This is a genomic window from Filomicrobium insigne, from assembly GCF_900104305.1.
GTDB classification, from domain to species: Bacteria; Pseudomonadota; Alphaproteobacteria; order Rhizobiales; family Hyphomicrobiaceae; genus Filomicrobium; species Filomicrobium insigne.
Genome location: NZ_FNJC01000003.1, coordinates 597489 through 618268, shown reverse-complemented (window position 1 = coordinate 618268; position 20780 = coordinate 597489). Strand labels below are relative to the sequence as shown.

The 20780-nt window shown below is 58.0% G+C and carries 19 protein-coding genes; 4 read left to right on the top strand and 15 right to left on the bottom strand.

What is annotated here, in order from left to right; translation table 11 throughout:
• Window positions 1-214 precede the first annotated feature (214 nt).
• Window positions 215-1360: a GNAT family N-acetyltransferase gene (locus BLS30_RS12970; protein WP_170832470.1), complete on the top strand. Its 1146-nt coding sequence runs from the start codon at window positions 215-217 to the stop codon at window positions 1358-1360.
• 221 nt (window positions 1361-1581) lie between these two features.
• A complete protein-coding gene (locus BLS30_RS12965) occupies window positions 1582-3048 on the top strand; it encodes a DUF1254 domain-containing protein (RefSeq protein ID WP_090229472.1) in 1467 nt (488 codons plus the stop codon).
• A gap of 101 nt (window positions 3049-3149) precedes the next feature.
• Here the strand turns inward: BLS30_RS12965 and BLS30_RS12960 are convergent, their stop codons facing one another.
• The 10 genes from BLS30_RS12960 to BLS30_RS12915 all read right to left on the bottom strand — a co-directional run bounded on the left by BLS30_RS12960 (window position 3150) and on the right by BLS30_RS12915 (window position 11114).
• Window positions 3150-3932, bottom strand: coding sequence for a hypothetical protein (locus BLS30_RS12960; RefSeq protein WP_090229257.1), 783 nt, complete (start codon window positions 3930-3932; stop codon window positions 3150-3152).
• Between the two features lie 40 nt (window positions 3933-3972).
• Window positions 3973-4338: a DUF1801 domain-containing protein gene (locus BLS30_RS18335; protein ID WP_244512437.1), complete on the bottom strand. Its 366-nt coding sequence runs from the start codon at window positions 4336-4338 to the stop codon at window positions 3973-3975.
• Window positions 4339-5644: 1306 nt separating this feature from the next.
• A complete protein-coding gene (locus BLS30_RS12950) occupies window positions 5645-6148 on the bottom strand; it encodes a DUF1801 domain-containing protein (RefSeq protein WP_090229255.1) in 504 nt (167 codons plus the stop codon).
• 6 nt (window positions 6149-6154) lie between these two features.
• Window positions 6155-6382, bottom strand: a complete 228-nt coding sequence (locus BLS30_RS12945) for a hypothetical protein (protein WP_090229467.1) — start codon at window positions 6380-6382, stop codon at window positions 6155-6157.
• 64 nt (window positions 6383-6446) lie between these two features.
• Window positions 6447-6866 carry an SRPBCC family protein gene (locus BLS30_RS12940; RefSeq protein WP_090229253.1) on the bottom strand — a complete coding sequence of 140 codons (420 nt, stop codon included), beginning with the start codon at window positions 6864-6866 and terminating at the stop codon, window positions 6447-6449.
• Window positions 6863-7186 carry an ArsR/SmtB family transcription factor gene (locus tag BLS30_RS12935; protein ID WP_046478698.1) on the bottom strand — a complete coding sequence of 108 codons (324 nt, stop codon included), beginning with the start codon at window positions 7184-7186 and terminating at the stop codon, window positions 6863-6865. Before BLS30_RS12935 ends, BLS30_RS12940 begins: the two co-directional genes overlap by 4 nt.
• An 84-nt stretch (window positions 7187-7270) precedes the next feature.
• The gene (locus BLS30_RS12930; protein ID WP_090229251.1) at window positions 7271-8932 is read right to left on the bottom strand and encodes a GMC family oxidoreductase N-terminal domain-containing protein; all 1662 of its coding nucleotides are present in this window, start codon (window positions 8930-8932) and stop codon (window positions 7271-7273) included.
• A gap of 193 nt (window positions 8933-9125) precedes the next feature.
• Window positions 9126-10175 (bottom strand): NAD(P)/FAD-dependent oxidoreductase, encoded by a 1050-nt coding sequence (locus tag BLS30_RS12925; protein WP_090229249.1) that lies wholly within the window; start codon window positions 10173-10175, stop codon window positions 9126-9128.
• 65 nt (window positions 10176-10240) lie between these two features.
• Window positions 10241-10561, bottom strand: coding sequence for a 2Fe-2S iron-sulfur cluster-binding protein (locus tag BLS30_RS12920; protein WP_046478704.1), 321 nt, complete (start codon window positions 10559-10561; stop codon window positions 10241-10243).
• 202 nt (window positions 10562-10763) lie between these two features.
• Entirely contained in the window at window positions 10764-11114 is a 351-nt protein-coding gene (locus BLS30_RS12915; RefSeq protein ID WP_046478707.1) for an Hpt domain-containing protein, read from the bottom strand.
• A gap of 369 nt (window positions 11115-11483) precedes the next feature.
• On the opposite strand from BLS30_RS12915, the gene BLS30_RS12910 reads away from it, so the two are divergent.
• Together BLS30_RS12910 and dgcA are read left to right on the top strand one after the other, a co-directional pair.
• Window positions 11484-14690: an apolipoprotein A1/A4/E domain-containing protein gene (locus tag BLS30_RS12910; RefSeq protein ID WP_090229247.1), complete on the top strand. Its 3207-nt coding sequence runs from the start codon at window positions 11484-11486 to the stop codon at window positions 14688-14690.
• A gap of 59 nt (window positions 14691-14749) precedes the next feature.
• Window positions 14750-15730, top strand: coding sequence for an N-acetyl-D-Glu racemase DgcA (gene dgcA, locus BLS30_RS12905; protein WP_090229245.1), 981 nt, complete (start codon window positions 14750-14752; stop codon window positions 15728-15730).
• 3 nt (window positions 15731-15733) lie between these two features.
• On the opposite strand, the gene BLS30_RS12900 is transcribed toward dgcA, so the two are convergent.
• From BLS30_RS12900 to BLS30_RS18330, 5 genes are all read right to left on the bottom strand, one after another.
• Window positions 15734-16966, bottom strand: a complete 1233-nt coding sequence (locus tag BLS30_RS12900) for an MFS transporter (protein WP_090229243.1) — start codon at window positions 16964-16966, stop codon at window positions 15734-15736.
• Window positions 16967-17250: 284 nt separating this feature from the next.
• Complete coding sequence (thiD, locus tag BLS30_RS12895) at window positions 17251-18081, bottom strand: bifunctional hydroxymethylpyrimidine kinase/phosphomethylpyrimidine kinase (protein ID WP_244464928.1); 831 nt, start codon at window positions 18079-18081, stop codon at window positions 17251-17253.
• Window positions 18078-18878, bottom strand: coding sequence for a cytochrome c biogenesis CcdA family protein (locus tag BLS30_RS12890; protein ID WP_046478717.1), 801 nt, complete (start codon window positions 18876-18878; stop codon window positions 18078-18080). Before BLS30_RS12890 ends, thiD begins: the two co-directional genes overlap by 4 nt.
• Window positions 18879-19071: 193 nt before the next feature.
• Window positions 19072-19905 carry a sulfur oxidation c-type cytochrome SoxA gene (soxA, locus tag BLS30_RS12885; RefSeq protein ID WP_046478720.1) on the bottom strand — a complete coding sequence of 278 codons (834 nt, stop codon included), beginning with the start codon at window positions 19903-19905 and terminating at the stop codon, window positions 19072-19074.
• Window positions 19906-19948: 43 nt separating this feature from the next.
• Window positions 19949-20578 (bottom strand): c-type cytochrome, encoded by a 630-nt coding sequence (locus BLS30_RS18330; RefSeq protein ID WP_052743940.1) that lies wholly within the window; start codon window positions 20576-20578, stop codon window positions 19949-19951.
• Between the last annotated feature and the right edge of the window lie 202 nt (window positions 20579-20780).

The following is a 20780-nucleotide window of genomic DNA, read 5'->3' as shown; positions in this document are numbered from 1 at the left end:
CAGATGTTCCAAAGTAATACGGACAGCCCCCATGTACGCCTTCGCTTCCGCAGACAGCTTTTTCGGCTCCTCTAATTTCGATCGCGCCGATAGCCCGATCTTTACGCGAACTTGTGAAAGTTGCCGTAATCTGCAGAACGGCTCCTGCCTCGGGTCGAGGTGCCACAATCGCAAAGGACAGCGCAAAGGCGCACCACAGTATGAGGCAAGTCTCTTGCTCGAACTTGTTACGGACCGCGCCGAATTTGATGCGCTGGCTGAGGAATGGGCGGAGCTCTATGACCGCTCCGGGGCCTTCAGCAATCCGTTTCTTTCTTTTGGCTGGTGTTGGAACTGGTGCAATCACTTCCTTGGTGAAGGCTCCGGCACGGAGCTGTGCATCCTGACGGGACGTCGGTTCGGACGGCTTGTGATGGTCTGGCCCATGGTGCGCCAGCGTGTTTTCGGAATGACCAATCTGACCTGGCTCGGAGCGCCCGTATCTCAGTATGGCGATGTGCTCGCCGAGAAGTCTTCCGATGATCTCGAATTGCTGGAGATGGGCTGGGACTATCTGCGCCGTGAAGTGAGCGCGGATTTCATCTCGCTTGGACGGGTGCGCGACGACGGCACCATCACGCCGCTTCTAAAGAAGCTCGGCGTACAGGTTACGCGACAGGATTCGGCGCCTTACGTCGATCTGGCGAGCGCGGACAGCTTTGATGCTTACGCGGAACGTTATTCGTCCCGTCATCGGAAAAAGCGCCGGCGCTCGCTGCGGCAGCTGGAAGAGAAAGGCGTTGTCAATCACGCGTTTCATTACGACGGCGCCGAGGCGCGCGTGCTGACGGAGCGCATCATTGAGATGAAGCATCGTTGGCTCAAGGAAAAAGGCATCGTTTCGAGCGGGCTGTCAGATCAGCGGACGACAGCGTTCTTCGCCGACGTTGCCGAAGGGGTTGGCGGGTATTCTACGGGTTGCCGTGTCATCGCGCTTACCTGTGGCGACGAGCTCGTTGCGGGAGAGATTTCCTTCGCGAGCAAAGACAACGTCAGCGGCCATATCGTTGTGTTCAACAGCGACTACGACAAGCAAAGCCCTGGGCTGCTGATGACGGAAGATAATCTGCGGCTCTGCAAAGAGTTTGGCTATGAGCGTTATGACTTCATGGGCCCCTGCGAGCAGCACAAGCTGGACTGGGCCGATGGTGTGGTTGACATGAACGACTATGCGAAGGCTTCAAGTCTTCGCGGCTATCTCTGGGTCAATGGATATCTCGGCTGGGGCCGCCCGCGCCTCAAGACGCTCGTGAACTCAATTCCACCGGGCGTTCGAGCCCGGGTCGCAAAGCTGCATCCGGCGCTTGCTCGGTTCGCTTAAGGGATCGCCCAATATTCCGCAAACGTCGGTGTCCGTAACACGGCATTACCCGCCCAATACGTTGTTACGTCCAGCAACGATTAGGCGTTCTTACTCTGTATCTAATGGACGTTGTTAGCCATACCTGCCGCTAGCCCGTGCTCGCGTTGCGCATGCCGCCTATGGTTGCGGCGCGAAGACCCATCATTTCTAGTGGCCTGGCAAATACGGAGGATGGACTTATGACGTCGACGTCCGTGGCCAATTACGTTTTGGCAGCTCTCATTTTTTCTCTGGTTGCTACGGGCAACGCCTCAGCAAAATCGCAATCGATGACTGAGGATGAAGCCAACGCGATCGCGACTAACGCCTACATTTATTTTTATCCCATCGTCACGATGGACGTTACGCGCAAGCAATTGACGAACCTGAAGCCTGACTCCGGTTCGTATGGTGGACCGCCTAACTGGTTCGCGAACGTCCGCGCGTATCCTAAAGCGGAAGACAGGGGCGTCGTGCGGCCCAATTTCGATACGCTTTATTCCAGCGCATGGCTCGATCTCAGCAAGGAGCCCGTCGTTATATCGGTTCCAGATACCGACGGCCGTTATTACCTGCTTCCCATGCTCGATATGTGGACGGACGTGTTTGCATCGCCGGGTTGGCGGACCACAGGCACCGAAGCTGCAAATTTCCTCATTGCACCGCCAGGGTGGCGGCCGGATCTGCGGGATCGGTTTGCGGAAGAATTCAAGCTGCCGGCAGGCACGCAGCGGATCGACGCGCTGACGCCTCATGTCTGGGTCATCGGACGCACCAAGACGGACGGCCCCTCGGATTACGAGGCCGTCCACAAAATTCAGGACGGCTTTAAGGTCACGCCTCTGACGCAGTGGGGCAGAGAGACAAAAGTGCCGGAACATAAGATCGATCAAAGCGTCGACATGAAAACGCCGCCAAAGGAGCAGGTCGATACGATGCCCGCCGGCAAGTACTTTGCCTATGCTGCCGAGCTGCTGAAGGAAAACCCACCCCATGGCACGGACCAGCCGATCCTGGCGCGGATGAAACGGCTGGGTATCGAACCCGGCAAGAGCTTCGACATTGCGAACGTTGATCCCGTCATCAGAACGGCGTTGGAGAACGCTCCGAAGGCTGCACGGCAGTTGATGGATTGGAAGTTGCCGACGCTTGCCCGGGTAGCCAATCATTGGTCGTTGAACACTGACACGATGGGCGTCTATGGGAATTACTACCTGAAGCGCGCAATCGTGGCTCAGCTCGGTCTCGGCGCCAATGTGCCGGAGGATGCGATCTATCCGCTCAGCCTGGGCGATAGCGAGGGCAAGCCCCTCGACGGCAGTAACGCCTACGTTCTGCATTTCGACAAGGCGGATATCCCGCCGGTCGATGCGTTCTGGTCAGTAACCCTTTACGACAAGGAGGGCTTTCAGGTCGCCAACAGTCTAAATAGGTTCGCCATTTCGAGCTGGATGCCATTGCAGCGGAATGCCGATGGATCTCTCGATCTGTATTTCCAGCGCGAGAACCCCGGCAAGGACAAGGAAGCAAACTGGCTGCCGGCACCAGAAGGGCCGTTCAACCTGACGATGCGTCTGTATGCGCCGAAGACGAAAGCACTGACGGGTGAATGGACGCCGCCGGCGATCAAGAAGATGGATGCGATTCCCAGTCTTGCGATTCAGTGAGGCAGAGTCGGGACGCTGTGACTTCAATGGTCACAGTGTCCAGTTGCGGCGTGAAGTCAGCTTTGCACGGGCCACTGCTCGGCAGATCTGGAGATGTTCAGTTACTCGGGACCTAAGACCTTTTTGACGCGATCGCGGAGAAAGAGTCCGACAGATAGACCCAAGCCGATGATGCTGATGAGCGCGAGCCAGTACGACGTGTTCGTGGCTTCACCGCTCGCAGCGGAAACAATGCGCTCCTCCACATTTTCAAGCGTTTCACCGATCAGATACTCGGCGTCGAGTGTGCCGTCAGGCGTGACGGTACCAACAGCGATCACGGGACCGCCAGGCACGAAACCGCGAAAGCGTCGTGCACGGGTCCACGTTCCCGGAGGTTCCGTTGTTCTTGCTTGGGTGTGGTCCCATTCCGAAATCACGGGATCGTTTGACCAACTTACGCGGGGCGAGAAAGTGTAGTTGGGTCGCGCAAGGCGCATTGCCCCAGTGGATGTGTCGATGCGGAATGTCTTTTTCCAGCTGGTTTCCTCTTGCCAGGTTCTGGTTTGGTGTCTGCCACAACCGTGGTAGGACTCTTCCACGTAGGCGACAAAGTGCTGGAATATCGGTTCTTCATCACGCGCGATCGTTCCTGTTAGCACGGCCCGTGTGCCTGATGGCTGTCCGACTGCATCCGGCAGGGCTGCCAGATCGCTTTTTACGGTTTCGGCCTTCGATGTCACTCCGTAGTGATCGGCCGCCGAGCCCGCGAGAATGATCAGGAACATCAGCGCAAACATTCCGTAGGCAATGAGGTCATTACCGAGGTTATCCGTGAGGCGGCCCCAAGTGCCCGCTCCGGAAGAATTGTCAGGTGCTGATTGTCCGGGATCGCGACTTTGCATCGTCCTGCGGCTTTGGAGGTAGAGTGTTTCGCTACGCTCCTTATACGCCTTTTTTCTTCTTTTGCGCGCCGGCAGGTCGAGAATTAGCGTGGGACGTGTTCAGGGTGACGGCGGCGCGGATGAGTGCCTTCAATGCCTTTTCGTCGATCTTGTCGCCCTCTTGGAGATCGATGGCACGCCTCGCATTGCCTTCGAGGCTGGCGTTGAAGAGGCCTGACGGGTCGTCCAAGGACGCGCCCTTGGCGAAGGTCAGCTTCACTTTGTCCTTATAGGTTTCGCCGGTGCAGATGATGCCGCTGTGCTCCCACACCGGAACGCCATTCGGGTTCGACGGCTTTCGCCATTTCACCTCTTCGACGATTTCGGGATCGGCCTTTTTGATGACGCTGCGGACCCGCACGAGCATCGCGCCGCGCCAGTCGTCGAGCGCTTCGATTTTGGCGTCGATGAGCTGGGAGGGGGAGGGTGATGCGGGATTTTTTTGGGGCCTGGCAATGTTGCGTTTCCCGTCAGGATCTAGCTCAGGTCCATTGCGATCCGACCATTCGGTCTGACTATCCTTGGACGCAGCTTGATGCCGCAATCTCGCCTCCGCTTTCTCTAGCTCCTGTTCACCAGGGAGCTTTGGGATTGCCATCCAAAATGTAGGCTTGAAGCTCTTTCTTCCTTTTTGGGGCGCAAACGGATCGGAAATGGCGTGATCCGATAGGTCTAATTGCAACAATGGCAATGTGTTGTCTGCGAGCACTGTGGTTATTAGTGCGCGCACTCCTGCATAGCAGTTGTATGCATCGACTTCCGCAGGATGAACGCCAGAATGTGATAGGTTGTTACGGGCCTTTCGGGCCTTGGATAGCGCCTTCAACACCGCCAAATCAAAGGCGCCTTTTTGATGTAACATCTCGATGCGTGTTGCGGCGGTCCAGATGCGATTGTCATTTAGCTGATCTCTTCGCATTTTACTATTATCGAGAAAGCGAGTTGGTTTAACAATCTCCCGATTCCAAAGTGCTTCTATCAATTGTTCTGTCACGATCCAGAGATTGGCAAGTGCAGTGCCCCAGTCACGTCTCGCCAGTCCCGTCGCGCCCTTTAGAAGATATTCGCCGCGCATGGGCTCCAATCGCTTCAACGCGTCTAGTCCTGTTCGCATCGCGGAGTAGAGCGCGCTAAGTTTTACCGATCGCGGCCTATAGAGATGGATTGCTTCAAGTGCCGAAGCGTTTTGATAACGGATATGGTTGTGAAAATTATTTGCGGCTGAAGTGCCGGTGCGTTGGCTACGAACGTATTTCCAGTCGATGATACAGCCAAGCTCTAAACTGTCGAGATTGATCGCCTCGCAATAGATGCCACCGAGAAGTAGAGCGGCAAGACAGCGGTTGAAGTATTCGACGGCGACTTGGTCCGATCGCAGTTCGGGAATCGGTGGAAGCGCTAGGGCACCGTCGCGTGCGACGACCATGTGATAAGGGGTTTCAAGTCCGACGTTTACGCCGCCCATGATCTCATGCAGCGCAACGTAGTCCCAACTACCTCTGTTCACTTGCTGGATTGTGGCAGACCACGGTTCAGCGGCATCATCCTTCTCGACGATGCGGAAAGGACTTAAATATGTGATCAGCGCAGGAACGCGACGCTTGGCTAAGTCATCTTTGGTTGTCTCTGACATTTAGAACAATATACATTCCCTGAGGCTAAAACGCCCTACCTCACATCCTCTCCCCCGGCAACTTGCTCGCTTGTTTCACCCAATCCGCGAATTGGGTTTCGTCGAGTTCGTCGTGCTCGTAGATGTCGAGATAGCGCACATCTTTTTGTTTCGATGTGCCGGGCGGCATGGGCTTCAGCGATGCGCCGCGGAAGAACGCCACTTTGATGTACTTCGTGAAGCAGTGAAAGCTGAGGAACCAACCGTTGTCTTCGAGACCATAGAAGGGAGAGTTCCATTTGACGGCTTTGTTCACGTTAGGGACGGCGCTTTCGATGAGCGCGTCAAGGCGGCGGCCCACGTCGCTTTTCCATCCGGGCATGGCCGCGATGTAAGCCTGGACCGGCGCATCACCATAGCCCTTGGCGATTTGCGGATTGCCGCCTGACAGCAGGACGACTTCGCGGGGCTTCGGTTTCGGCATCGCCTTGGGCGGTTTGGCGGCTTTCTTTGCTGCGGGCTTCTTCGCGGCCGTCGTTGATTTCTTGGGTGTCTTGTCAGCCATCCGCGATCATCCCTGCCCGACGGTTTGCCCTTCGCGGCGCCACTTGGCGGCATACGGAGCCACGAACATATACAGGCCGGTCAAAAGGAGCAGGAACAGCGGCGGCAGCGGCATGTAGACCACGAAGGCGGGAGGTTCGCCCAGCCCCACGGCGACGAAGTTGGCGATGACGGTCGCCGTGAAGATGATGGACACCCAGCGATGAAATTGCCGAATCCAATTGTTCCGGGTCATGCGAAGCTCCTTTTGATTGTGAGGCACCTGTTTGGCGGCGGCATTCATTTCAAGCCAACTGACTTCAGTCCGTCCTCGCCAAAACTTGCTCCAAGTTCGCGAAGAACTTCTGCCACCCGGCTTGAGCGCCGCCGAAAGCCTGCTTCTGATCCGGCCGGAAGCCCGACTGCTCCATGCGCAGGAGGGTGCCTGAGCTCGTGGGTGTGAGTGTAAAGGTCACCACGCTCTTGAGATTGTAGGCCGCATCATCGTGCGCAAAATTCCAGGTGTAGGACAACGCCTTGTTCGGCTCGATGGCGAGAACCTCGCAGTCCAGGACGCCGCCCCAGTCCCCGCGAAGATTGAACTGGTGACCAACGACCGGCTTGAAGTCGTTCTTCATGAGCCATTCCTCAATCAGGTGCGGTTGCGTGAGCGCGCGCCAGATCTTTTCCGGCGGATGGGGGATCTCACGTTCGACAGCGACAGAACGCGTTTCGGTCATTGATCCATCCTTCTCAGTAAGTCTTCGAGGTCGTCGAACCGGCTCTCCCAGAATCCAGCCATCTGGCTTGTCCAATCGATCAGTGGGGCCAACGCTTCAACCTGGGCGCTGTAATGCGTTTGGCGGCCTTCATGGCGGTCATGCACCAGGCCGGCCTGCTTCAGGATTGCAAGATGCTTTGAGACGGCCGGTTGTGAGATTCCCGCGTGAGCCGTCAGGGCCCCGACGGTCTGCTCTCCGTTGCGGCACAACCGCTCGAAGATGGCCCGCCGCGTCGGATCGGCGAGCGTTTTGAAGAGCTGGTCGGGAGCGTTCGACATTGATATCCATAACTCAGCGGTTATGGATTGACGTATAACCGTTGGATTATACGTGAGTCAAACGGGTGCTAGGAGCGGCACTCCCTACATCGCGGCATCGCGGAGTGGACGCAGCGGTGCGGATGTGACGTCGAGCTTTCTCTGGAGGCGTTCGGCAACCAATATCATCGCGCGTTCCGCCAGCGCGGTAATCGTCAAGAGCGGGCTGACGCCGATCGCGGATGGGGCGGCTGCGCCGTCGCATACGTAAAGCCCATCGTGAACACCTGTGGGTCCCTTTGCCGGGTCAAATACCCGACCGTCGTGTGCGACGACGCCGTTCTCCACCGTGTCACCCATTCCACATCCGCCGAGGGGGTGGGCTATGATCCGGTTGCCGCCGAAAGCCCTCATCGTAAACGGATTGGGGCTGAATACGCCTCCGACGCCTTCGATCAACGCCTTGACCTTCTGCTCCGCTCTTTGGCGTTCCGGTGCGCTGCTGTAGCCTGGCCAGTCGACGATTACGCGGTCGTTTTGAAGTTTCAGGCGGCCGCTGGCGTCGTCATGCGCGACGACGTAGAGGAGCTGTGTCCGGCTCATTTCGTTGCCGTAAATGCCGTCCTTGAGAAGCTTACGGGCACGCGTGATGTTCAGTTGCAGCAAATTCTTGACGGGGGCGAGCCCGGCCATGACGGTCAACATGGTACCGTCGTGAATCCACAACGGCCCATCATCGTCGCCGAGATCGATCAGCGCCATGCTGTGAGGTCCAACCGTTGCGGCTCCTCGTGGTGCCTGAGACGGGAAGCCCGTGGCAATGGCATTGACCGGTTCGTCAAGGCCGCTCGCGATGACGAGGTCGTCTCCGTTCGCTGAAAAATTCTCACCCAGCTTTGTCGAAAGTTTGAGGCCATGCTCCTGCGCGCGCAAAAGCAATTCCGTGGTGCCCAGCGTGCCGGCAGCGAGAACGACGATCGGCGCCTCGATGCGCCTGGGCGCGCAAGCGTTTTCGCCGGACAGATCCTGGACAACGACCGCCCAGCCGTTTGCTGCCTTGGAGATCATCTGGACACGGCTCTCGCAAAGGACCGTCGCTCCATGGTCCACCGCATCGGCAATGTAGGTGATGCCAACGGTGTTCTTCGCACCTACGTTGCACCCCGACCAGCAGTCTCCGCAGTACTTGCAGGCGTACTGCATGACGCCCGCAGCGTTCGGTCCGGGACGATGCGAGATCGTCATGGGCGGCAACTGAACCTTGCAGCCGACAGCTTCGGCCGCCCGGCGCATCCCGGCATATTTGGCAAAGCGCTGCGGATGAGGGACTGGCGCGACGCCCAGCATCGTCTCTGCTCTGGAAAGCCCTTCGCGCAGACGTCCGTCGCCGATGACCGCCTCAGGCCAGCCGGCCTTGCGCAATCTGTTCAGATCGGGTCGCAGAACAACGCCGGCGTTGATCAGCGATCCACCGCCGAGCCCAGATGCGCCGAACACGGTCAGTCCTTTGCCAACGGAGAGGTAGTACAGGCCCGTGGGATCACCGAGTCTCGGTGCGCGGCCTGTTAACCGTGTCGTCTTGCGCCGCGCCTTGGCCGTGATCGGAAAGTCGCCGGGACGCCAAAGCCGCCCCTGTTCCAGGATCGCCACGCGCAGCCCCATGCGCGCGAGGCGGGATGCGGCGACGCCACCGCCGTAGCCAGAACCGATGACGACCGCATCGTAGGCTGGCATCGCATCGCCGATTGTTCTGTTTGCAAAGACCATGAACCGCGTGATCCGCCTTCGGAAAGAACTCGTTCGTCCCTTCCACAAGTAGTTCACGGAGACGCGGATGCCCACCAGTGCGAGCGAATTTGACTAATAGCTTTGTTTTGAGTGGACAAAAATAAACCGTTACCCGGGATATTTTCCGGAACTGCCGACTTAGTACGGAGCGGGCTCGTACGGGGCTGGCCCTTTAGCGCACACCGAGCTTCTTCTGAAGGCTGGAGGACGATGTGGTGTATTGGAACAGCAGCTTCTTATCCGGGTAGATGATGTGGTGTGCTTGCTGTGCCATCAACGCGGCTTCGTGGAAGCCGGACAGGATCAGCTTCAGTTTTCCCGGATAGGAGTTGATATCGCCGATGGCGAAGATGCCCGGCTCGTTCGTCTCGAACTTTTCCGTATCAACCGGGATGAGGTTTTCTTCGAGATTGAGGCCCCAGTCCGCAACGGGGCCGAGCTTCATGGTCAAACCGAAGAAGGGCAGCATCGTATCGACGTCGAGACGTTCTTCGCCTTCCTTGGTTTTGATTGTGACGCCTTCAAGCCGGCCGTCGCTGCCTTGTAACGCGGTGACCTGTCCAATTCGCAGCTGCATTTGATCGCCGGCCACCAGCTCGCGCATTTTGGCGACCGAATGCGGCGCGCCGCGGAATTCGTCGCGCCGATGCAAAAGCGTCAGGCTTTTCGCGATCGGCTGAAGGTTTAGGGTCCAGTCGAGCGCAGAATCTCCGCCGCCAACGATGAGAATCTTGCGGTCGCGGAAGTCCTCCATTCGGCGAACAGAGTAGTGGACGGATGTTCCTTCATAGCCTTCGATCCCTTCCAGTGGCGGGCGCTTAGGCGTGAAGGACCCGCCACCAGCGGCGATAACGACCACCTTGGCGAGAAAGCGATTGCCGATATCCGTCTTGAGCAAGAACCGCCCATCGGGCTGACGCGTTAGCTCGTCGATGCGTTGACCGAAATGGAAGGTCGGTTCGAACGGCTTGATCTGCTCAAGCAGACGGTCGGTCAACTCCTGCCCGGTAACGATCGGAAGGGCAGGAATGTCGTAAATTGGCTTTTCCGGATAGAGCTCGGCACACTGTCCCCCGGGCTTGTCCAGGATGTCGATGACATGCGCACGAATGTCGAGAAGTCCGAGCTCGAAAACCGCAAACAGGCCGACCGGACCAGCGCCGATGATCATGACATCGGTTTCGATCAATTCGTTCGCGGCCGACGTATCAATTGCAGCCATGTCTTGCTCGTTCTCTTCAATAGCCTGACGAAGCGGGGCGCCCCGATGTCACATCGCGGATGAGATCAAAATTGCTTGGCGGGGACAGAAAGCACAAGTCCATCCAATGCATCCGTCACCTTTATTTGACAGCTCAGGCGGCTCGACTCGCGGACATCGAAGGCGAAGTCGAGCATATCCTCTTCCATCTCCGAAGGTGCGCCAACCTGCTCGCGCCAATCGTCAGAAACGTAGACATGGCAGGTCGCGCAGGCGCAGGCTCCACCGCATTCAGCCTCAATTCCAGGCACGCCGTTCAGTTTGGCTGCCTCCATCACCGTGGTTCCTGGCGTCGCCTCGACGACCTGAGTGCTGCCATCGGGCTGGATGAACGTAATTTTCGCCATAACCGGGCACGGGCTCCATTCGGTTTAAGACTGAGGATCACACGGATGCGCGCCGCTCCTGTCGCCACACGCAACCAGCGGACGGGTAACAGCGCAAATAAGCTTGGGAAGACTTGCTCCACACTTAACGGCCGATGGCCCTGACATCAAGTCCAACGACGGCCGGCGCGGCGGCATGGCGCGCTGCTGAGCGGTGTGATTTTTACGGTCTATGTGCGCTGAGGAAGGCCGCAACGGCTTGAGCCTCGCGCTCGATGACCACGAAGGCTTTATGGCGACTGTCCGGATCGGAAGGGTCAGAAATCGATTCAGCGGCTTGAGCGGAATCTGCAAGTGATCCAGCACCGACCGTCCGTGCCGAACCTTTCAAGGTATGGGCGGCGCGTAGCCACTCCTGCGCCGTTTCGGCACTTTTCAGTTTGCCGAGAGATGTTTCGAGTTGTGCAGCAAACAACTCAAGTATTTCTTTTTGAAGATCTGCATCGCCGAGCGTGTAACGCTGCAAAAATGCGAGATCTATCGCTGGGGAGGGTGTGTCATCCAAAGGAGACATAGACGCTCGGCCTCTCATTCGCTTCCACTTCGGTGCAGGGTTGGGAGGCCTTCAAGCGGACCATCAATTTAGAGGAGCATGCCGCGTGTTTGGTAACTTCTGGTAAACGAGATTGCGCAATTTTGGGTGCTCTGGTGTAGATTTCATTAACTGTGGGTCTGCTCCAAGGAGTCGTGGATAATCTTGGTTTTGCCCAAAATTCCTCCTAGACTCAAACTTTAACGGGGTGTGTGAGTGGGGCGTTCTTCAGGTGCATGGCGAGATTCGTCTGCGTACAACCACGACAAGCTGTTTGAGCCTGTCTGGCTGATTGACTATCCTGCTTCGTGAGGGATTGCTGAGGGACTGCGATTCCATTCGGACGGGCGGATGGCAAAAGACAAGCAAAATAACCTCAAGGGTTCAGGCGCGGCAAAGGCCGACGCCGGCAAACCACGCTCATCAAGCCTAGAGGCGCGATTGGCTACGGTGAGTTCGGCTACGGTTGGCAATACTGCCGTATCCCTGCCGCCGCCTCTGCCCATTCCAACCGGGGAGTTCAACCCCGGTGAAACTAAGGATGTTTCCGACTCGCCTATGACCAATTCAGTTTCCGCAGCGGCGGCGAAATCCGAAACATCTCTGCCAAAGAATTCTCCATCCGAGGGCGACGACGCGCCGGCGAAGCCGCCGCTTCCGCCGCCACTCCAGGATGCGCCTGACGCATCCAGCTCGGCTGCGCCAAAGCGGGAGGATCCGGAGACGGCTCCTCGCCGGCGTGCTGCGCGCCGGCGCCCCGCTGGTCCCGTCCGTGGCCGTATGGCGGCCAACGATGATGCGCCGTCTATCGGCGGGCTTATCTTCGCACTCCAGCAGACGCCATCATCAAAGCCCTTCAAGTACGCGACCATCGCAAGTGTCGTATGGGTCGTGTTGGGAACGGCGTTCCTTTGGTTGACGCTGTCAGCAGACCTTGACCAAGGTGAGACGCTGCTGCGCGTGCTCTCCAAGCCCACAACCTTCCTGATGCTTACGGCTGTAGCGGTTCCGATCGCCGTAATCTGGTTCCTCGCGCTTTTGGCGTGGCGCTCAGAGGAATTGCGTTTGCGCTCCTCAACCATGGCGGAAGTGGCGGTGCGGCTTGCCGAACCCGACCGCATGGCTGAGCAATCGGTAGCGTCGTTGGGGCAGGCTGTGCGCCGGCAGGTCTCCTTCATGAACGACGCCGTGAGCCGTGCTCTGGGCCGCGCTGGTGAATTGGAAGCGCTTGTCCATAACGAAGTTACGGCTCTGGAGCGCTCTTACGAAGAGAACGAACAGAAAATTCGTGGTTTGATCAACGAGTTGTCCAGCGAGCGCGGTGCGCTTGTTCGCACGGGGGACGACTTTGCGGTGACCTTGCGGGCCCTGGGTTCTGAGGTTCCAGCTCTGATTGAGAGCCTTTCGGCACAACAGACAAAGCTTGCTTCGATCATCCAGGGTGCAGGAGAAAACCTGACGAGTCTCGAATCGTCCCTGGCCCAAAGTGCAGGCAAGTTGGAAACTTCGCTTGGTGCCCGTGCAGAAGAAGTTAAGGGTGTCATCGGTCAGTATACGACCGCTCTTGATAGCGCGCTGACGTCACGAACGGAGCAGCTTCAGGAAGTTCTCGCAGAGCACTCCAAGGAGCTTGGAGCCACGTTGGGCACGCGTTCGGAGGAAATCCGCGGCGCGTTGGAGCATCATACGGACAAGCTCGGCAGTACCCTCGGCGACACCAGCCAAAAAATGCAGGGTATGCTGGAGGACTACACGGCTGGTCTTGCTGCCGCGTTGGGCTCGCGTACTGAGCAGATGCAGCAGGCTTTCGACGATTACATGTCATCGCTCGACGAGTCGATTGCGACAAGGACCGACAATCTCCAGGCGGTGTTTGAGGAATACGCGCGTGCGCTGGACACGACGCTTTCAAATCGCGCCCAGGCTCTCGACACGCAGCTTGTTCAACGTACACGCGCATTGGACAATGCGTTCAATGAGCGCCTGCGCTTGTTTGACGAGTCCGTCATGCGCAGTACGTCAGCCATCGACGAGGCGGTGGGTGAACGTGCTCATGCACTGACAACTGCGCTCGATGCGCACGCCAAAACGTTCCGCGAAACGATCTCCCGGCAATCGGCCGACTTCGACGACTCGCTGGCCCAAGGCATTAACGCTGTTCGCCGTTCGAGCGAGAACATCACGCGCCAGTCTCTCAAGGCGATCGAGGGGCTCGCGAACCAGTCGGATCTCCTCAAGAACGTATCGGAGAATCTGCTCGGCCAGATCAACACGGTTACCAATCGCTTCGAAAACCAGGGCCAATCCATTATGCGTGCGGCCAATGCGTTGGAGAGTGCGAACCACAAGATCGATTCCACGCTGCAGCTGCGGCACACGGAGCTTTCCGATACGCTCGACCGTCTATCAGGGAAAGCTGACGAATTCTCCAACTTCATCGAAGGCTACTCGACGACGCTCGTCGGCTCACTCAATGAAGCCGATGCCCGCGCCCGAGAAACTGCGGAGCAATTGCGCAAGGGTACGGAGACCCAACAGCGCGCTGCCATGGAGGACATTCGGCGCTTCAAGGCCGAAGCCGACGCAGAAAGCACGCGCGCGCTGCAGGACCTTCGCAAGCGCTTTTCGACAGTCTCTCGCGAAGTCACCTCACATCTCGGCAACCTGTCAACGCAGTTCGATGTGAGCTCCGAGAAATTGCGGGAACGCGCGCAGCAAGCCACGCAGGCTATCGAGGAAGAACAGGCGCGTTTACAAGCGGAACTCGCCAGCATTCCCACGAGCACAAAAGAGAGTGCGGAGGCTATGCGCCGGGCGCTGCAAGACCAGCTGCGTGCCCTCGAGCAATTGTCTCAGCTCACGACGCGGGAAGCCTCTCAGCGCGACGTCTCGACACCGCAAAATGCCGCCCGGCCCGGTGAAGCTGGGGGAGAACGTCGGCTCGCTTCAGAGCGCCAACTTTCGAGCCTTACGTCGAGCCTCGCGCGAGAAATGCAATCACAAGTTCAAACCGCGCATACCCCGGCTCAGGGCCATTCGCAACAGCCTGGCGGTCCTGCCCGGCAAGGCGGTGGTACAAACCTCCCCGTAGCTACAGGTTCTTCGCCTTCACAGTATGATGCTGGGGGCGATCGCTGGGCTCTAGGAGATCTGCTCAAGCGCGCTTCGGTAGAAGAAGAAGCTAGCGCACCTCATGAGGCTGCCCCGGTCGCACCTCGCAGTGGCCCTGTGCTTCCAGATGTCGAACTGATGGTGCACGCAATCGACCCGGCAACCGCGTCAGCCGTCTGGCAACGTTTGCGCGCCGGCCAGCGTGGCATCATGGTACCGAGCATGTACAATGGCGCTGCGCGGTCTGCATTCGATGAGCTGTCTCGCCGCTACCATTCCGACGCGGAGCTACAGCAAGCCGTGAGCCGGTTCCTGGTAGACTTCGAGCGCACGCTGCGCGACGCCGAACAGCGTGATCCCAGCGGGCGACTTTTGCAAAGCCATCTCGTCTCTGAGATGGGCCGGGTGTATCTATTCCTTGGTCATGCGAGCGGGCGGCTGGGTTAAGTCCGTTGCCGTAATCGCGTCTCTGCTTCAGCTGGACCAAATTCGGATTTCCTAGCCTCATGGCGGACAATGGCAAGCTTCGCATTGATGCCGCAGCAGAGGATTGGCGGCTTGCGCAAGCATTCGTCATCTCCCGCGGCGCTAAAACCGAAGCGCGTGTCATCGTTGCCCATATTAGTGACGGCGAGGTCTGCGGGCGCGGTGAGGCCGTGCCTTATGCGCGCTACGGAGAAGACGTCGAAGCATCACTTAATCTGATCAAGTCGTGTCATGCTCGCAGTCGCGAAGAGCTACAATCCGCGATGCCAGCGGGCGCAGCGCGTAATGCGTTAGATTGTGCTTTCTGGGATTTTGAAGCCAAACGTGCGGGCGTTGCTGTCTCCGAATTGGCTGGCGTGCCCGAGGTTCGGCCGGTGGAGACAGCCTACACGCTGTCGCTGGACAGCCCGTCTGCGATGGCGGAGCAAGCCCGACGCGTGGCGCATCTGAATATTCTCAAGCTCAAGTTGGGTGCAGATGGTGACGCTGAGCGCATGCGCGCCGTGCGTGACGCTCGACCTGACGCCCGCATGATCATCGATGCGAACGAGGGATGGGCTGTTGACGCGCTCTCCGGCTTGATGGCCGTTGCGGCGGATGTCGGCGTTGAGTTGATCGAGCAGCCGTTGCCAGCGGGTCGCGATAACGTTCTGAGCCAGGTTCAACGACCCGTGGCTGTTTGCGCTGATGAAAGCGCGCTGACATCTTCCGATCTCGGCCGACTTGTCGGATGCTACGACGCGGTCAATATCAAACTCGACAAGGCCGGGGGACTTACCGAAGCGTTGACGATGCGAGATGCCGCCCGCGCAAAGCGTTTCAAGATTATGGTCGGATCAATGGTGGCGACGTCGTTGGCCGTGGCTCCTGCCCTAATCCTTGCGCAAGGGGCAGATTGGGTCGATCTCGATGGTCCCTTGCTCCTGGCCGAAGACCGGCCGCACGGACTTGCCATTCGCGATGGTTGGGTCACGCCCGCGTCTCCCGATTTGTGGGGCTGATGATCACGCTTTTTGGATGTGGAGCTCAATGACATAGCCACCACGCCAGAGACGTGCCATCGCCAAAGCGGCTATGAGCCCGAGCGCCGCAAGGCCAGCCATTCCGAGATAAGCGCCACCGGCAAAGCGCTCATAAAGAACACCAGAGATGAGTGTCGCGATGGCCATCGCGAGCCCCATGCCCACGCTCGCATAAAGCGCCTGTGCCGTACCTGCCAATTTTTCGGGTACCGCTTGCGACATGAAGTGAATGGCAGCGATATGGGCGGCCCCGAATGTCATGCCATGAAGAAGTTGCAGCGGGAAAAGCGCCCAAAGCGGCGGATCAACACTCATGGCGGTCCATCGGATGACGGCGCTGGCGGCTGCCGTGATGAGAAGGCCACGAATGCCGATCCAGGCAACGACGCGACCTGAAAAGGCGAAGAGCACCACTTCCGCGATTACGCCCAATGCCCAGAGCGCTCCTATGATCAGCGGCGTAATACCCTGGCTTGTCCAGTGGAGGGTCGCGAAGGTGTAATAGGTTGCATGAGCGGCCTGAACAGTGCCTCCTGCTATGAGGAACAACACGAAGAGTGGTGTCACAGCCAGTCGTGCGGCCATGCCTAAGCTCAAGGCGTGTGTGCCTTCGCTTTGCGACATATCGCGATCCGCTCTGGGAAGAAAATGCGCCGCTATCAACGTTATTGCGAACGCTGCCGCCAGCATCCAAACCACACTGGAGCTACCTGTTCGGGCAATGACTTCCGCTGCGCCGACGTTGGCCACGACGAACGTCAGCGATCCCCACAAACGCACGCGGCCATAGTCGTAACCTGTCGTCTTCATGCCGTGCAGTGCGATCACTTCGCTCAGCGGCATGGTGGTCGTCATCGCTATCGAGGTCGCAACGGCGAAGATCAATATCGGCCAGAACCCCGACGTCTGGCTTAGTGCCAACGTCGCAGCCACGCCGATCCAGGCGAGCATTATGATGGTCCGGCGATGGTTTGCTGTCCGGTCCGCATAGAACGCGACAGCTGGCGTCACGAGGTCACGCAGAATGTAGGGCGTGGCTGTAATGATCGCGATCTGGCCGACGCTGAGGCCTTGCCCCTTCAGCCACAACGGCATGTAAGGGAGATATACGCCGTAGATGAGAAAGAGGGCTCCGAAGAAAACGGAGACGCGCACCGCATAGCCGGTGGACAGGTGAGGTGGAGTTTGCGGTTTGGGCTTTGCAGGACGGTGCATGCTTACAATGTGAGGTGTCGCGGGCGATCCGTCCAAATCGGATAACGTTCCAGATTAAACGGCCCGATTTGTAATTAATGTAAAAAGCCGGCCCGGAGTATCTCCGAACCGGCTTTCTTTGCCGAGGTGCGGCCTTTTCGGCGCTCCCAGCCTCCCCCGTCAGCCCCCATCAGATCTACGTTGGCGATCTGAAACTGACGCTGGTTAATCTGCTGGATTGTGCGGGAGATTCAAGTCTAACTGCACAGTTAGTGTCAAAGCGGTTGGGCGGCGATGCAAACAGGTCACATGCAGGTGCGCGTGCCAAGGGCGTGCATGTGGTCAAGCGGGCCTGATCCGTGCCCCAGCTTTTGCTGCGTAGCGCTTTCCAGCGCATGCCAGACAAACTCTTTCGCACATCCTACCGCGCTTCTGAGGTCTTGCCCCATCGCAAGATAGGCTGTGATGGCTGCAGACAGGGTGCATCCAGTGCCGTGGGTGTTTTGCGTTATGAGGCGCGGCCGCTCGAAGATCTGGCAGCCTGCTTTATCGACCAATAGATCGATCGCGACGTCGCCGCTGCCGTGACCACCTTTAATCAGCACAGCGCCGCAGCCGAGCTTCAAGAGCCGGCGGGCCTGATCTTCAACGGCATGGATGTCTTCAACCGGCTGTTCTTGAAGTAAATCGGCCGCTTCAATCAGGTTCGGCGTCAGCAGATCCACGCGCGGGATTAGCTCTTCGCGTAGCGCTGCGATTGCGTCGGCTGCAAGTAATCGATCGCCGCTCGTCGCCACCATGACAGGATCAAGGACAATGGGATGAAGCCGGTAGGTCTCAATCGCGGCGGCGACGGTCTTGATGATTTCCGCGTTGGCCAACATTCCGATCTTGCTGGCATTGACCTTCAAGTCATCAAGGACGGCGGCAATCTGCGCTTTGAGGAACTCGACCGGCGTTGTGTGAACTCCTCGAACACCAACGGTGTTTTGTGCGGTAAGCGCAGTAATCGCAGAAGCGCCGTAAACCCCAAGAACGGTGAAGGTCTTCAGGTCGGCCTGTATGCCGGCGCCCCCGGAACTATCAGATCCTGCAATCGTCAGAGCGACGGCCGGCGTCTTAGCGTGGTCGATCAATTCTCCAAGCTCTTCTTCATGATGTCATGCTGCAACGAATCCGGCGTTGCCCACGCTTCCACCTGTGCAAGCCAAGGGAATGTTTCAAGCATCCATTGACCGAAGAAATTCATGGAGCCAGTTAGGAACAGGACGCCGGTGAGCACTAATAGCACACCCATTCCTTTTTCAACGACGCCAAGATGGCGACGAAAGCGCTGCATGAATGACAGGAATGGTCGGATCGCGACGGCTGCCAGGATGAACGGCACGCCAAGCCCTAGCGAATAAGCCAGAAGTAGACTGACCCCGGCACCAAGTGTCCCTTCATTGGCGGCGACCGCGAGGACAGTTGCCAGAATAGGGCCGACGCATGGGGTCCAGCCAAAGGCGAATGCCAGTCCAATCAGATAGGCGCCAAGGAAACTCGCGCCTGTCATTTCTGCATGGTAGCGCTTTTCAGCGTACAGGAACGGGATTTTGAAAATGCCGAGAAAATGAAGCCCGAAGAGAATGATCACCACACCGGCGATCATCGATAGCGTGCTCTTATGTGCCTGGATGAGCTGACCAAAAACCGATGCGCCGGCGCCCAAGCCGACAAAAACGGTGGTGAACCCCAGAACAAAGAATATCGAGGCTGCCACGACGCGACGCCACACCCGAGCTTCCAGGCCTTTTTCCGCCGTCATCTGATCGATGGTTGTGCCACCGAGATACCCAAGGTAAGGCGGCACAAGCGGCAGGACGCATGGACTTAGGAAGCTGACAAGGCCCGCAAGGGCAACGCCCAGATAGATGTGTAGGTCGGCAAACATCCCGCACCATTCTCCCCGATCGCTCGATTATCTGAGCAACTGCAATAAATCCGCCGGCCCTCACAACGTGTTCAGCGGTCGCAAGCTTATGTATGCGGCGCGAGACGGGCGCAACACTGCGCCCATCACTTCGCCGGGAGTTGTGCGTGAGTTTGGACCTTTCGGTCGTAACTCACGGTGTGCCCATTGGGTCTTAGCGCCTGACGGATGGTGTTTCGATCGGCAGTCCCTGACCGCGCCAAGCCAAGTAAAGCTCCAGATTGACGTACTCGTCGGAGCCGCGGTCGAAAGCTTTGGACCGCACCTGTTCGTTGCAGCCACGGAAACGACGATGAAGCGTCCCGGGCTTTTGCCACTTCAGCCGGTAGGTTGGAAAGCCGTTGGACTGCCCCTGGCTCAGGGTCTCTGCGCGGATGTGCTGGCCGTAGTTGCCCTCGTGGCAATGTTTGCAAGCCATGTCGAGCTGGCCACGCCGCTGATAGTAGAACTCTTTGCCTTTTTCGAAGAAGGGGGCTGCGGGCCCATCGATCTTGACGTCCACCGGCATGCCGCGCGATTGCGACTTAACGTGGATCATCATGCCGATCATCTGATCGCTTTCCCACTTGTAGGGCTTTGCCTTCATATTGTTTTCGCGGCAGTAGTTGATGCGCTGTTCAAGCACCATCATCTTCTTCCACGGTTCGAAGTAGACGGGATAGCGCGCGCCCACACCTTTCATGGATTGCGCTGCGTCGTCGTGGCAGCTGGCGCAGGATTTACCTGCTTCGCCTTCGACTTTGCTCCACTCTTCCTCGCCGATGGCCTGCCAGGGTCCCGACGGATTTGCGAACTCGTCGTCCTGCATTTCCTGCGTCGTTTCCGATGCCCATTTTTTTCCGGACCAGAGCTCTTTTAGCGGATTGTCCTTAGACGCTGGCTTAACCGCCTCGGTCACCCCATCCGCTGCGGACAGCGCGCCAACACCCGCAAAGCTTGCTGCCACTAAGATCGCTACCGGAAGTGCAATTGATTTGAAAATATTCATCTTCGTTATCCTCCCACAGCTCACATCGGTCTGTGTGTCATTGTCACTTCAGCGTTTTCAGGAACGCCACAACGTCTTCAACCTGTTGAGCGTTGAAGATCGCCAAGCCCTGACAATCTGGGTGAACACGCGTGAAACCGGAGTTCTTGTGAAAGGCCGGCATGATGGTGTCGGGGAACGCCGTCTTTGGGTCGACAACCAGCATGCGTAGTTCGCCCTCGGTGTAGCGGTTAGCTACGCCGTCTAACGGAGGGCCGATTTCTCCGTGAATGCCGAGAGGCATGGATGATGTCTTGCCATTCAGAGCCGTGACCTTAATGCTCGGGGTCTTTTCGGCCATGGCCAAGACCTTGGAGATCTTGTGGCAGGCGAGGCAGTTACCCAGTCGCCGATGCGCCATCCATCCCAGACCTTTATCGGCATCGCCCGTCTTCCCATCGAGCGGTTCGTTGATTGCCTTTTCGAGCGTTTCGCCCTTGCTGATTTTATATGTTGCGACCTCGGAGGGTTCGCCATCCTGGCAACGGTCTTTAGCCTTCGGTGGTGCCTTTGCTTCGCTCTTTGCCGCAGCAGCCGGTGCATCCTTAGCTGCGGTTGGCGCAGTCTGTGCCGATGCTGGAATGGCGAATCCAAACATCGCCGCGGCCAGCACGGCCATTGCAATACGTACCATTCGGCAATCCTCCCCTTTATCCCTGCGCACTTTGGCGCCGACGTTTTCCTATATATCCAACGAAACCTGCCGAAAATCCATTGGCAGATCGTCAATCGGGCATAACGGCGGTCTGTGATTGGCGTGGGGGTGAGTTTAGCCGTATTTCAGTGTTGCACAATTCTATTGCAAACGTTGTCGAACCGAAGCGTGTCGCAACGTG

Coding starts and splice junctions, on each gene's coding strand:
- BLS30_RS12900 (WP_090229243.1), bottom strand. CDS start 16,966: ATGCACCGTCCTGCAAAGCCCAAACCGCAAACTCCACCTCACCTGTCC.
- BLS30_RS12960 (WP_090229257.1), bottom strand. CDS start 3,932: ATGCAAAGTCGCGATCCCGGACAATCAGCACCTGACAATTCTTCCGGA.
- BLS30_RS12890 (WP_046478717.1), bottom strand. CDS start 18,878: ATGTTTGCCGACCTACACATCTATCTGGGCGTTGCCCTTGCGGGCCTT.
- BLS30_RS12930 (WP_090229251.1), bottom strand. CDS start 8,932: ATGGTCTTTGCAAACAGAACAATCGGCGATGCGATGCCAGCCTACGAT.
- BLS30_RS12925 (WP_090229249.1), bottom strand. CDS start 10,175: ATGGCTGCAATTGATACGTCGGCCGCGAACGAATTGATCGAAACCGAT.
- dgcA (WP_090229245.1), top strand. CDS start 14,750: ATGGCGGACAATGGCAAGCTTCGCATTGATGCCGCAGCAGAGGATTGG.
- BLS30_RS12945 (WP_090229467.1), bottom strand. CDS start 6,382: ATGACCCGGAACAATTGGATTCGGCAATTTCATCGCTGGGTGTCCATC.
- BLS30_RS12935 (WP_046478698.1), bottom strand. CDS start 7,186: ATGTCGAACGCTCCCGACCAGCTCTTCAAAACGCTCGCCGATCCGACG.
- BLS30_RS12940 (WP_090229253.1), bottom strand. CDS start 6,866: ATGACCGAAACGCGTTCTGTCGCTGTCGAACGTGAGATCCCCCATCCG.
- BLS30_RS12920 (WP_046478704.1), bottom strand. CDS start 10,561: ATGGCGAAAATTACGTTCATCCAGCCCGATGGCAGCACTCAGGTCGTC.
- BLS30_RS12950 (WP_090229255.1), bottom strand. CDS start 6,148: ATGGCTGACAAGACACCCAAGAAATCAACGACGGCCGCGAAGAAGCCC.
- soxA (WP_046478720.1), bottom strand. CDS start 19,905: ATGAATATTTTCAAATCAATTGCACTTCCGGTAGCGATCTTAGTGGCA.
- BLS30_RS12910 (WP_090229247.1), top strand. CDS start 11,484: ATGGCAAAAGACAAGCAAAATAACCTCAAGGGTTCAGGCGCGGCAAAG.
- BLS30_RS18330 (WP_052743940.1), bottom strand. CDS start 20,578: ATGGTACGTATTGCAATGGCCGTGCTGGCCGCGGCGATGTTTGGATTC.
- BLS30_RS12965 (WP_090229472.1), top strand. CDS start 1,582: ATGACGTCGACGTCCGTGGCCAATTACGTTTTGGCAGCTCTCATTTTT.
- BLS30_RS18335 (WP_244512437.1), bottom strand. CDS start 4,338: ATGCTCGTGCGGGTCCGCAGCGTCATCAAAAAGGCCGATCCCGAAATC.
- BLS30_RS12915 (WP_046478707.1), bottom strand. CDS start 11,114: ATGTCTCCTTTGGATGACACACCCTCCCCAGCGATAGATCTCGCATTT.